This is a genomic window from Helicobacter pylori (assembly GCF_014497725.1).
Lineage (GTDB): Bacteria > Campylobacterota > Campylobacteria > Campylobacterales > Helicobacteraceae > Helicobacter > Helicobacter pylori_DE.
On the sequence record NZ_JACTGF010000001.1, the window covers coordinates 101,841 to 114,975 of the forward strand.

Genomic DNA, 13,135 nt, shown 5'->3' on the forward strand with positions numbered 1-13,135 from the left:
CGTTTATCACCCCATTAACCCCAAATCTTTCAAATGCTCTAAAACTTTTGATTCGCTCTCTTTGACTTCTTTGTCTAATTCTAATAAGCTGTTAGAGTAAGTTTGAATGATTCCATTAAGGGCGCTAGTAAAAGCGTTGATGCGTTTTAAAATTTTGTTTTCTAGGGCGTTTTTTAGGCTCTTAAGCCATTTGTCTTGGATGATGAGATCCTTAATTTCATTGATTTCAAGGTTTTTATACTGGTGGAACGCTTTTAATTCCAGCTCCTCATAAGCTTTATTTTTCATTTTTAGCGCCTTGTTTTTAGCTTCTAGCCATTCTAAAGCGGTTTTTAGGATTTTTTCATCTTCTGAATCGGTGGCGTTTTTTAGCTCTTTTTTCAAAACGCTTTCATTGATCTTCAACTCATAAAAAAGCCCTTCTTCGTTGGAATGCTCTTCTATAAATTCTTCAAAATGGGCCTCTTTTTCATTAAGGGCGTTTTCTAATTCTTCTAATTCTTTTGTTTCTTTTTCAAAAAAGCGTTGTTTGATTAAATGTTTAGGGATCAGATCGCTTTTATAGTAGGTTTTTTGAATGACAAAATCCGGCTCTTCTAAATAGTTGGCTTTTTTGTTTTTGTCTTTTAGGGGGGTTAATTTCCTTAAATTTTTAGCGCTCTCAAAGCCGTTGCATGAAAGAAGGAACCAATCGTCTTGCAAAACTTCATTGTAGTAATCTTTAAAGAGCTGATACACGCCGTATTTGTCTAAAATTTCTATTTTTTCAAATTCGTATAAAACCTTTGAGCAAACGCTTTCTATGAGGCTTTTTGGGTTAAAACCTGGCTCTAAATCATTAAAAGTTTCAAATAAATCCAATCGGTCAAAAGCGTTTAAAGCAGAAGCGTGGAAGGTTTGGAATTCTGAGCTTTGAATGATTAATTCTTTAATGTTTTCGCATTCTGTTTTTAAAGCGTAATAACCCTCTTTATCGCTCTTTTTAAACAGCGTGTTTTTAAGCTCTTTAAACGCTTGAAAATAAGGGGCGTAGGCTTCAATCTCGTTTTTGGGCAAATAACTGGCCTTGTGGCTGTTGATTAAAGCGAACAAGTCTTTTTCTGATTCTTGCTTGGCGGCAATGTAGCGCGGGATATTCAAGTTATAGTCGTTTAGACTGATTTCTTCTAGGCTCACCATTTTGGAATAATAAGGGATTTCTTTGTAAGCGTTAAAAGTGTCTATCATTTTTTGGACATCTTGCTCTCTCAAGCGGTTTTTATTGCCGTCTTTTTTAAAATCCTTGCTCGCATCTATCAAAAAAACGCCCTTTCTGGCATGCGCGTTTTCTTTGTCTAAAACGATCACGCATGCAGGAATGGAAGTGCCATAAAAAAGATTAGGGGCTAGGCCTATCACGCCTTTAATATAGCCTTTTAATAAAAGATTTTTTCTAATCACGCCCTCAGCGTTCCCCCTAAATAGCACCCCATGAGGTAAAATCACTGCCCCTTTGCCTGTGGGGTTTAAGGATTTGATGATGTGGAGCAAAAAAGCAAAATCGCCATTTTTTTCAGGGGGCGTGCCGTCTTCAAAACGATTGAAACGATCATTAATGACTTGCTTGCTTTTGGGGTCTATGCTTAGCCCATCAGTCCAATTTTTCAAGCTAAAGGGAGGGTTAGCCACAACATAGTCAAAGGTTTTTAGCATGCCATTTTCAGTAGTAAAAAGGGGGTTAGAAAGGGTGCTAGAACCTCCTTTAGCAATATCAGCATCAGTGCTATTGTGTAAGATCGTATTCATTTTACAAAGGGCTGTGGTGGAAATGTCTTTTTCTTGACCATAGATAGTTAAGCCTTTTTTGCCGGCCAAACTAGAAGCTTTTAATAATAACGAACCGCTCCCGCAAGTGGGGTCATAGATGCTTTTATCCTGTCTGGTGTTTTCATCAATGCCAAGCAAAAGGGACAATAAAAGCGAAACTTCGCTAGGGGTGTAAAACTGCCCTTTGGATTTACCGGATTCGCTGGCAAAATGGCGCATTAAATATTCGTAAGCGTCGCCCAATAAATCATCGTCTAAAGCCCCATGCGCGCCCAAACTCAAATCAGCAAAGATTTTAACCAAATTAGAAAGGGTGTCTATCATCGCTTTACCCTCTCCAAGCTTAGTGTTATCGTTAAAATCCACGCTGTCAATCACGCCTTTTAAGTCGTTTCGCTCTGCGATTTCTGCGATGATTTTATTGAGTTTGTCGCCTATTTCCTTATCGCCCTCTAAAGCGAGAATGTCTTCATAAAAACACCCTTGCGGCACTTCTATTTCGCTAAAGCTATTGTTTCTGGCTTTATCGCTGATGTATTTTAAAAAAAGCAAGTTCAAAACGTAGTTTTTATACTCGCTCGCATCCATTCCGCCCCTTAAGCTATCCGCTCCAGCCCATAAAGAGCTATACAATTCGCTTTTTTTGATCGCCATTTTAACCGCCCTATTTTGTTTTTAGGATTATAATATAAAGCGGTAAAAAGCGTTCTTAAGGGGTTTATGATGAAAACAGAAAGAGAAGTTCAAAAACAAGTCATAGAAACTTTTAAAAGCATGGGCTATGCGTATTTAGGGGATTTAACAAAGAGCGATAATGAAAACATCAATAAAGAAAGCTTGAAAGCATGGCTAGTTAAAAATCAAAAAATTGAGCCTGAAAGGTGGCATAAAATTGAGCAGAAAATCCACAACGCTTTAAAAAACGATTTATACGAAGCGAATCAAACATTTTACGAGCTTTTGATTTATGGCGTGAACACTAAAATAAGCCAGAATGAAAACACTCAAACGACTTATCTCATTGATTGGAAAGATGTTTCTAAGAATGAATTTAGCGTGGCTGAAGAAGTGAGCGTTAAAGGGCCAAACATGAAGCGGCCGGATGTGGTGCTTTATGTTAATGGGATCGCTTTAGGGGTGCTAGAATTGAAAAAATCCAGCGTGAGCGTAGAAAGCGGTATCCGGCAAAATTTAGACAACCAGAAGAAAGAATTTATTAGAGATTTTTTCAAAACGATCCAATTGGTTATGGCGGGCAATGAAAGTCAAGGGCTAAAATATGGCGTCATAGAGACTGAAGAAAAATACTACCTTTCTTGGAAAGAAGAAGGCGTTCAAAAAAATTTGTTTGAGACGATTGAATGCTTTTTAAAAAAAGAAAGGTTTTTAGAATTTATCCATGATTTTTTGATTTTTGATAAAGGGCAAAAGAAATGCGCCAGATTCCATCAGTATTTTGCAATTAAGAAAACGCAAGAATTTATTAAAAGAAAAGAAGGGGGGATTATCTGGCACACGCAAGGCAGCGGTAAGAGCCTTACTATGGTGTGGCTTGCTCAATGGCTAAAAATGAATATCCAACAGCCAAGGATTTTAATCGTTACAGACAGGAGGGAATTAGACGCTCAAATTCAAGGCGTGTTTAGTGGGATAGGCGAGGATCTTTATCGCGCAGACAGCAAGAAGGATTTATTGAGCGTGCTGTTTGAAAATAAGGAATTTTTGGTTGGCTCGCTTGTGCATAAGTTTGATGACAACGACTTAGAAGATTTAAAAAAACAACCTGTTTTAAAGGAATGGATTGTTTTAGTGGATGAATGCCACAGAACCCAAGGCGGTAAATTGCATAAAGCCATGAAAAGCCTGCTCCCTAATGCGATTTTTATCGCCTTTAGCGGCACGCCTTTATTGAAACAAGATAGAAGGACAAGCCAGGAAGTGTTTGGGAATTATATCCATTGCTATAAATTTAATGAAGCCGTTAGCGATAGGGTGGTGCTAGATTTAAACTATGAAGCCAGAAGCGTGGATCAATATGTCAGTAGCCCTGAAAAGCTAGACGAATATTTTGAATTAAAAACCCAAGGCTTGAATGAGACGGCTAAAACAGAGCTTAAAAAGAAATGGGTTAATTTGCAAAAAGTTTTTTCCACTGAAGACAGATTAGCTCGCATTGTGCAAGATATTGTATTGGATATGGCAAAACTCCCACGATTAAGGAGTGAAAAGGGGAATGCCATGCTGGTGGCTGAAAGCGTGTATAACGCATGCCAGTATTTTGAACTCTTTTTAGAAACAGAATTAAAGGATAAGGTGGCTGTGATCACAAGCTATGAACCCAATATCGCTGATCTGAAAGATTGTGGGAGCGATGAGAGCGAAGAGAGTTACAAATACCGCACTTATTGCAAAATGCTGCAAAACTTTTTTAATGAAAAAGATGAGAAAAAAGCCCTTAACAAAATTAAAGAGTTTGAAGAAAAAGTTAAAAAGCGTTTTATTAATGAGCCTGCTAGAATGAAGCTATTGATCGTGGTGGATAAGCTATTGACCGGTTTTGATGCGCCAAGTCTCACTTATTTATATATTGATAAGAAAATGCAAGATCATGGGCTTTTTCAAGCGGTGTGCAGGGTGAATAGACTAGATAGCGAGGATAAGGATTTTGGCTGTATCATAGACTATAAGGATTTGTTTGATAGCCTACAAGAAGCGCACAGCGATTACACCAATAAAGCGTTTGAAAACTATGAAAGAGAAGACATTCAAGGGTTTATTTCTGACAAAGCCCAAAAGATTAAGAAAAAATTAGAAGAAACTAGAGATCAGTTAAAATCGCTTTGTGAAAGCGTGAAAGAGCCAAAAGATGAAATGGATTATATCGCTTATTTTTGTGGGAACGATTTAGAAAAAAACGCTCAAAAAAGGCGGTTGTTTTACCAGCTTGTTGGCGCGTTTTTAAGAATGTTTGTGGAATTGAATAATTTAGAAAAGCCCATTTATTCTAAAGAAGAAACGCGACAAATCAAACAAGAAGCGGAATTTTACAGGCATTTACAAAAGGTGATTGGCTTGAGTAGTGGGGATAGCGTGGATTTAAAAAGCTATAGCGAAGAGATGCGTAGGATCTTAGACGCTTACATTAAAGCCACGGATAGCGAGGTGTTATTCCAAATAGAAGATCAAGGGCTGTGCGAAGTTTTAGCCCAAATGGATATTGATGATTTTAATAAGGCGTTATCTCAAGTATTTAAAAATGAAAGCTCTATGGCAGAAAGCATCGCTAACAACACCAGAAAACGCATTATAGAAAAAGAAGCGAGCGATCCTAAGTATTACGAAAAATTATCTTCGCTTTTAAACGATTTGATTCTCCAGTTTAGAGAAAAGAAATTAACCTATTTAGAATACTTGCAACAAATCCACGACTTAGCCAAAAAAGTTATTGATAAAGAAGATAGAAATTACCCTAAAAAGATCAACACTAACGCTTTAAAAACCCTCTATGATAATTTAGATGAAAATGAAGCCTTAGCCCTAGAAATAGACGCATGCATAAGGGATAATAAAAAAGATGGTTGGGTGGGGCACAATCAAAAAGAAAAAAACCTTAAAATCGCTTTAAGAAAAATCATAAACGATGATGAGGTTTTGTTAGAAAATGTTTTTAATTTAGCCAAACACATAGAGGAGTATCACTAATGAACGCTTATTGTTTGACTTTAAATAATACCAACATCGCTATAGAAAAAAAGGATATTAAGCATTTACACATTAGCGTTTGCCCGCCTGATGGCTCTGTGCGTGTGTCTTGCCCCCTAGCTCTAAATGATGAGAGCCTTAGGCTTTCTTTGATCAAAAGACTCCCTTGGATAAAAGAACAGCAACAAAATTTTTTAAACCAAAACAGACAGAGCCAAAGAGGCATGCTAGAAAGAGAAAGCCATTATCTTTTTGGGAAACGCTATTTGTTAAAGATTGAACACACTATAAAAAAACACTTCGTCCTCCAAAGCCCTAAATATTTAATCTTGCATGTCCAGAAAAAGACAAGCTTAGAAAACCGCTTAAAAGTGTTAGAAAACTATTACAGACAAGTTTTAAGAGAAAAAATACAAACCTATATCAACCAATACGAAAAGATTTTAAACGAAAGCATACAAAGCTTTAAGATCCAAAAAATGAAACGGATATGGGGGAGTTGTAATATTGCTAAACGCACCTTACTTTTTAATTTGGAATTGGCTAAAGCGCCTAGAAAGGGCATTGAATATGTGGTTGTGCATGAATTATTGCATTTCAAAGCGCGCCACCATAACGAATATTTTAGGGATTTGCTGAGTTTGTATTTACCTAATTGGCAAAGGGCTAAGGCCAGCCTCAAAGAAACTTATTTGGAATATTCTTAAATGAATGTTTCATCATTTCAATAAAACCGCTAAGCGGCTAATTTGAGCGGCTCATCATAGTGCAATAACGCCCCTCCTTTTTAAAGCCTTTAGAAAGTGTAGTTCAAATACGCTGTAACCGATCTTCCAGGCGCGGGTTGCAAGCCTGCAGGGCTAGAGCCAATCCCTGTAAAATAATACTTCATGTTGAAAATATTATTGATTTGCAAGCTTCCTGTAACTCTGTGTCGTCCGTTTTCCCAGAAAATTTGGCTCACTTGGATATTCCACACCCAATACCAAGGCAAGAGCCCTTCATGCTGGGTCATACACCAAGCTTCGCATTGATAACCGCTATTAAGAACGCTTTCATAGTTGTTCCCCCCACTATAATATTGCATCCCATAATAGCCTCCTGCTGCGCTGTTGCTAATCCCGCTATAAGCGCGGCTATAAAAATAGCTAGAAATACCAATGGTGGTTTTACGCCAGTTGTAACGAGCGTCAAGAATGAACTGGAAAGGGCTTACAAAAGGGAAATGCTTGTTATAGCTAGTCCCTTTTAGCACATCCCCGTTCAAGTCTGTTAAAGGGCCATGGCTGGTTACACGAGTGTCAATGTAGTTGAAAGCGGCATGGAATTGCAACCCTCTAATAGGCCTGTAATACAATTCTAGCTCCACGCCTTGAGAATAGCCATTAATGGATAGCCATTAATGGGGCGCACATTGCCTTTCATAGGGCCACTCGTATAGACTGAATACTGCCCGGTGGCAAAATCGCGCGCCCAAATCCTAAAGTAGTCCGCATTAAAGCTGAATTTATCTTTATAGGTGTAGCGTGCTCCTGCTTCCACCGTGTCAAAGTGTTGGGTGAAATACTCCGCTCCTCCATAGCTCAAAACGTCTAATTGAGGCGGGACAAAAGAGCGTTGGTAGTTAAAGTAGGTAAGCACATTGTGATCGCCTTGCACAGGGATAAATCCAATGTTGGTTGAGGGCATCCAATTGTTCATGTGCTTGATTTTTCTTAAATCCTTCTCAGGGATTTGCATCCAGTTAGCCGCATTTTCGTTGTTGTATTGCACAAAAGCGTAGCGCAAACCAGGCACAATAAAAAAGCGCCCATCCCAAGCTTCAATGCGATCGCTCAAATAAACTGCCGTGTAATTGTTACGCCAGTTATTCCAGTTTCTATAAACGCCATGCTTGATGTGAGGTTTCCAACCGCTCATCACATTAGCGCCCTCACACAAGAATCCTGCCCCCTCACCGCTCGTTTTGGTGGCGCATTCATTGGTGTTTAAGTATTGGCGTTGTAAAAAGGTGGTGGTCATGAAACGCAAGCCCATGATAAAGGTTTGCTTGACTTTCCCGGTATTGACGATCAAATTCACTTTAGGCTCAAAAGCGTTGTTAATGGAGCGCACAGGGTTTTCTACTTCTGCCCAACCATTGTAGTTAGTGGCATAATAAGGCACAGCCAAGTTATACCCTGCCGGAAGTCCTGCCGCCCTACATGCCGCTTCGCTAAAACAAGTAACCATGTTAGCGCTATTGTAGCTAGAGCTCACCTGAAAGTCCCTAGTCATCAACTGCCCATAGTAAGTGAAGCTGAAAGTCCCGCCCACTCTGTCTAAATCCCCAAAGCGGTTTTCATACACAGCCCCAAAGCGTTGTGAGCGCCCGCCTTTTTGGTTGAGAGGGCGTAGATTAGCGAAGCGGTTTATTTTGTAATCTTGCTCGCTGAGTGATCCCGGTTGAGCGATAGCAAAATCGTAGTATTGGTAATAGGCTTTAATCCCGTTGTTTTCATTGATGTCATAGACCCCATCTAGCCAATAGTTTGAAATATTAGAAGGGCTATTGTCCCTAAAGCCTTGCCCTCTAACCCAGTTAGCTTGTGCTTGGATACCCACATGCTTATTGATCATCCCTCCCGTTCTCACATAAGTGTTATAGAGGAGATTATTGCCTAAAGACTTGATGAAAGAAGGATCGCCGGTTTTATCAGGGGGAGCGGCAAACCCAGCGTTTCTAGCCTTAGCCCAATAAGTGATCCTTTCAGCCGCTTGGTTTTCCCATTGATTAGGGATAGGCTTAGTGATGATATTGACAATACCCCCATAAGTGTTAGGCCCATATTGCACGCTGCCTCCACCTTTGATCACATCAATGCGATCAATGGCTTGAAAGGTAACGGGGAAAATGTCTAGCTCAATGTGAGCGTAGGGGGCCATATAAACAGGAATACCATTAACTAACATAAGCGTCGCATCGCTATGCCCTGAACCCCCAGCTCCAAAGCCACGGATTTGGATAGTAGGCATAGCCCCTACACCTGTCGCATTCCTAATTTGCAGACCTGGGACATTCTGTAAAGCTTCTTCAATGCTTTGGTTAGCTTGTTGGGTGAGCGCTTTGTTAGAGATCACCGTGCGGCTTCCTGTGTATTTTTTCACTTCTTCATCTTGCCAACTTTTAGGCGCAGTAATCCCGCTATAACCCAAATTGACCTGCCCAGAATAATCAGATCTATCCTTTTTACCGGCAGTAGAAACCTTGCCCAAAGTGTAATCTTTTTCCTTAGCGAACAAAGACTCTTGGCAAATCAAGCTGGCAGTTAAAGCCAACAGAACTTTTTTATGCAACACAAACTCCTTATATTAAGAGATTAAAAAATGGTTTAAATTTTTTAAGTAAAATCAAACCGATAACGAACGCCAATTATTAAGTAATAAAAACTAAAAAAACTTAATAATTCACAGAATTTTATGATAAAATTCTTAAAATTTTATTGATCCCATGAAAATCTTTTTTTTTTTTTTGATTTTGCTGATTTTACTCAATCTCTAGTGAAAAATCCCCATTTTGACACACAACGAGCCTGCATGCATTCTCAAAACACACAAGACATTCTTTGACGCTAAAAGCGGTTTAACTTTTCATCTAAACACTGCCCCTTATAGAATAAAATCCATAAACTGATAATCTAGGCCTAAGCTTTAAGTGATCTCAAAAGCGCTAACGCCCTAAATGATTACTCTTTTGTGTTTGTGTATATACCATTTTAGCCTTAAAATCCTTTGTCAAAAGGATTTTTGTGCTGATTTTTTCTTGATGCCTCCTGTTTTTAGATCTCATTTTTTAACTTTTTCAACTTTTTATCGTTTGGTTTGAAAAGCGATCAGTAACTCCTTGCAAAAGAGTGCTTCTTATCTTTAATTTTACAGCTATTGATGATGAGATCTAAGATCTCTAAAACCTGCTTTTCTTCTTCGTTATTGTGTTTTATACTCACCGTGGGGTTGTATTCGGTTACCTCAATGGCCCCTAATCGGTCTTTAAAACTTTCTAAAAGCAAGCTTAGTAATTGCCTTAATTCATCAAAACTCAGCCCGTTATTTTCACGCACGCCGGTAGAAGTGAAAAGCTTGCCATCCATAATGTCTAAATCCAAACTGAGATAAATAATATCCACCGCTTTCAATGATTCTTTGGTTTTTTGAACCACTTCTTGCATGTTTTCTCTTATCGCGCCCACGCTAAATAAAGGGATTTGTAATTCCTTAATCACATCTCTTTCGCTCTGTTCGGTGCTTCTTACCCCAAAATACACCAAACATCTAGGATCAATTTCTAACCCTCCCTTTTCCAACCCCAAAGAGCAGAGCTTTTGCCATGCCTTTTCTTCGCTCTCATTCATAGGATTAAACCCACTACGGACACGATTTAAAACCATGCCCAAAGGCATGCCGTGAATGTGCTTTGTATCGCTGTCATAAGCCGTGTGGATATCCGCATGCGCGTCCAAATACAAAATCCCTATTTTTTTGTCTTTATGAACGCTCCTAAAGGCTTGGAAAATCCCAAACATGTTCGCATGCTCTGAGCTTAAAATCAAAGGGAATTCCTTTTTCTCAAACACTTCTTTCATGCAAGGGATCAGATTTTCTTTACAAAAAAGGTAGTAATCTTCAAAATTCTTAGCGTATCTAAACTCCTTATAAAGCACGCACCGCTCTTGAGTGATCGTTTGCATGCCTTTAATCACATCGCCATGCGTTTTACTCAAAGCTTCTCTCAAACGCCTAACCCCAACATCGGTGCCTCTTTTTGACGCTCCTAATTCCGCTTCTAATCCTATTAAAATCATTTTATAACTCCTTCAAATTCCTTTTTCTTGCTGATAGCCCCATTTGTCCTTACTCAAATAATACGCTCCATAGCAAAGCCCCATAAACACTAGCGTGAGATACCCTCCAATGCGTTCATTTGCATCCATATACGCCCCTATAAGCCCCACTAAGCACCCGCTGATGCCAATGATTTGGATTAAGGGATTAAGGGGGGCTTTATAAGGCAGATCTTTTAAGGATTTCCCCAAAGCCAGATACTCTTTCCTGAAGCGGTATTGTGCTACGCTGATGCTGATCCATACAATAATCACCATAAAACTCACCACATTGATCAAGCTTGCCATGATTTTTTCTGGTGCAAACGCTTCGGTGAGCATGCCAATAAGTGTAACCCCTAAAGATAAATATAAAGCATAAGTGGGCGTGCCAGAGGCGTTAAGTTTAGCAAAAAGAGGGAAAAACATCTTTTTTTGGCTTAAGCCATAAATCATCCTCCCTGAAGCGTATAGTCCAGAATTAGCGGTGGATAAAATCGCAGTGACGATGACAAAATTCATAATATCTGCTGCATAAGGGATACCCACGCCCAAAAAGGGTAAGGGGATTTTTTCTAACGCACTCACAAAAGGGCTTTGCGTCAAACCGCTATCCGTCATGGGTAAAAACACCGATACCACAAACACCGCCCCTAAAAAGAAAAACACGATCCGCCATAAAGTCGCCTTAATCGCTTTAGGCATGACTTTTTTCGCGTCTTTAGTTTCTCCTGCTGCAACGCCGATAATCTCTGTGCCCGTGTAAGCAAAAATCACCGCTAAAATCGCCCCAAAGAATGCCCCCACTCCTTTAGGAAAAAAGCCTTTTTCTAGCCCTTGAGTCTCCCCATTAAAATAGAAATTAGCAAACACGCCTTCAAATCCATGCAAATAAAACAAATAAACAATGCCAATGCCCCCAAGCACAATAAACACAAAGACCGCTAAAACCTTAATGGTGCTGAGCAAAAATTCGCCTGTGGCAAAAATTTTAACCGAAAAGAAATTCAATAGAAATAAAAGCGCAATGCATGCGATGACCCACACATACACAGGAACAGTCGGGAACCATCGTTGCATAAGCAGGCCTATGGCGATGTATTCCACGGCCACGGTTAAAACCCAGCTCAGCCAATACATCCAAAAGACCATATACCCGGTGCTTGGGTTAATGAAACGGCTCGCATAATCCCCAAAACTCCCTGTGGTGGGATACACGCTCGCTAATTCTCCTAAAGATAAAACAATAGAATAGACAATAATCCCTCCAATCAAATACGCTAAAAGCGTGGCTAAAGGGCCCGCGCTAGCGATATTCCCCCCTGTGCCTACAAAAAGCCCGGTGCCAATCGTCCCCCCTAAAGCGATCATCATCAATTGGTTGAAGCCAATGTCCCTACTTAAGGTTGTGTTGTCTTTCATAAACGCATCCTTTAATCGTTAAGTGAATTCTATTTTAAATCCCAACCAACGATTACAAAATAATAAGAAAATGAATAACAAACAAAATTAACTTTATTGTGTAAAAAAGTAAGACTATTTAGCTTTTTAAAAGAAAGATACCCAATCGTTTAATGGAGTGAGTATAATCATAATTGACACTACTATTTAAAGGATTAACATGACTATTGGGCTAGTCAAAGAAAGCATGGATTTAGAATCACGAGTGGCTTTGGTGCCTGATGATGTGGCGCTAATCATTCAAAAGGGCGTGGAGGTTTTAGTTCAAAATAGCGCCGGCGCTAATAGCGGTTATAGTAACGAAGCGTATGAAAGCGTGGGGGCTAAAATCGTGGATTCTAAAACGGCGTGGGGGCAGGATTTGGTGGTCAAATGCAAAGAGCCTTTAGAACATGAGTATCATTTGCTCAAAGAAAAAGCGACGCTGTTTAGTTACTTGGATCTAGCGTATCAAAAAAGCTTGTGCGAAATGTTTATAGATAAAAAAATCACTTCTATTTGCACTGAAACCATTGCCGGGCCTAAAAACGACTACCCTATTTTAGTGCCTATGAGCGTGGTGGCTGGGAGGTTGGCCGCGCATTTAGTCCAGCATTATTTGCTGGCTTTAGAGCATGTTAAGGGCTTTATGGGTAAGGGGGTCATGCTAGGGGGTTTATCGGGAGCGCAAAGGGCTAAAATTGTCGTAGTTGGAGGCGGTGTGGTTGGCATGGAGAGTGCGAAAGTCTTAAGCCAAATGGGGGCTAAAGTAACGATTTTAGAATTAGACTACGCTAAATTGCAAAACCACCCTTATTATCATTTGTATGATTTAGAAGTTTTAAGCGTGAATGAAGCCAATATCATTCAGGCTTTAAATGGAGCGGTGGGGCTAGTGGGAGCGGTGCTAGTTACAGCGAGCCAAACCCCTAAAGTGATCTTAAGAAAGCATTTAAAATACATGCAAAAACAAGGGGTAGTCATTGATGTGGCTTGCGATTTAGGGGGGTGCATAGAGACCATACGCCAGACAAGCCATTCTAACCCGGTGTATGTGGAAGAGGATTTGTTGCATTATGGCGTGCCGAACATGCCAGGGATTGTCGCTAAAACGAGCTCTACGGCTTATAGCCATGCGAGCGTGCCGTATTTGTTGTATTATTTAGAGCATGGCTTGAAGGGTTTTTTAACAGCCAACACTAAAATCGTGGCAAACACCCTTGGAGGCTTGAGCGCTTATAACGGCTATATCACCCAAGAAGGCATCGCTAAAGCGTTCAATTTGGCGTTTAAATCGCCTTTAGAGGTTTTAAAGGAGCTTTAAAAAT

The 13,135-nt window shown here is 39.8% G+C and carries 6 protein-coding genes and 1 pseudogene; 3 read left to right on the forward strand and 4 right to left on the reverse strand.

Annotation, left to right across the window (positions count from 1 at the left end):
* Positions 1–6: 6 nt before the first annotated feature.
* Complete coding sequence (locus tag H7N69_RS00480) at positions 7–2,460, reverse strand: type I restriction-modification system subunit M (RefSeq protein WP_187884353.1); 2,454 nt, start codon at positions 2,458–2,460, stop codon at positions 7–9.
* Positions 2,461–2,529: 69 nt separating this feature from the next.
* Between H7N69_RS00480 and H7N69_RS00485 the strand changes: the two genes are divergently transcribed.
* Together H7N69_RS00485 and H7N69_RS00490 are read left to right on the forward strand one after the other, a co-directional pair.
* On the forward strand, positions 2,530–5,508 hold the full coding sequence (locus H7N69_RS00485) for a type I restriction endonuclease subunit R (RefSeq protein WP_187884355.1): 2,979 nt from the start codon (positions 2,530–2,532) through the stop codon (positions 5,506–5,508).
* The gene (locus tag H7N69_RS00490; RefSeq protein WP_187884357.1) at positions 5,508–6,215 is read left to right on the forward strand and encodes a YgjP family zinc-dependent metalloprotease; all 708 of its coding nucleotides are present in this window, start codon (positions 5,508–5,510) and stop codon (positions 6,213–6,215) included. The genes H7N69_RS00485 and H7N69_RS00490 overlap by 1 nt, the downstream gene beginning before the upstream one ends.
* Positions 6,216–6,304: 89 nt before the next feature.
* Here H7N69_RS00490 and H7N69_RS00495 read toward each other — a convergent pair.
* The 3 genes and pseudogenes from H7N69_RS00495 to H7N69_RS00505 all read right to left on the reverse strand — a co-directional run bounded on the left by H7N69_RS00495 (position 6,305) and on the right by H7N69_RS00505 (position 11,789).
* Positions 6,305–8,844 (reverse strand): annotated as a pseudogene (locus H7N69_RS00495) (TonB-dependent receptor family protein).
* Positions 8,845–9,380: 536 nt separating this feature from the next.
* Entirely contained in the window at positions 9,381–10,349 is a 969-nt protein-coding gene (gene rocF / locus H7N69_RS00500; RefSeq protein ID WP_187884359.1) for an arginase, read from the reverse strand.
* Positions 10,350–10,361: 12 nt separating this feature from the next.
* Positions 10,362–11,789 (reverse strand): amino acid permease, encoded by a 1,428-nt coding sequence (locus tag H7N69_RS00505; RefSeq protein ID WP_187884361.1) that lies wholly within the window; start codon positions 11,787–11,789, stop codon positions 10,362–10,364.
* A gap of 199 nt (positions 11,790–11,988) precedes the next feature.
* Here H7N69_RS00505 and H7N69_RS00510 point away from each other — a divergent pair, with 199 nt between their 5' ends.
* A complete protein-coding gene (locus H7N69_RS00510) occupies positions 11,989–13,131 on the forward strand; it encodes an alanine dehydrogenase (RefSeq protein WP_187884363.1) in 1,143 nt (380 codons plus the stop codon).
* Positions 13,132–13,135: the final 4 nt, after the last annotated feature.

Coding starts and splice junctions, on each gene's coding strand:
- H7N69_RS00480 (WP_187884353.1), bottom strand. CDS start 2,460: ATGGCGATCAAAAAAAGCGAATTGTATAGCTCTTTATGGGCTGGAGCG.
- H7N69_RS00485 (WP_187884355.1), top strand. CDS start 2,530: ATGAAAACAGAAAGAGAAGTTCAAAAACAAGTCATAGAAACTTTTAAA.
- H7N69_RS00490 (WP_187884357.1), top strand. CDS start 5,508: ATGAACGCTTATTGTTTGACTTTAAATAATACCAACATCGCTATAGAA.
- rocF (WP_187884359.1), bottom strand. CDS start 10,349: ATGATTTTAATAGGATTAGAAGCGGAATTAGGAGCGTCAAAAAGAGGC.
- H7N69_RS00505 (WP_187884361.1), bottom strand. CDS start 11,789: ATGAAAGACAACACAACCTTAAGTAGGGACATTGGCTTCAACCAATTG.
- H7N69_RS00510 (WP_187884363.1), top strand. CDS start 11,989: ATGACTATTGGGCTAGTCAAAGAAAGCATGGATTTAGAATCACGAGTG.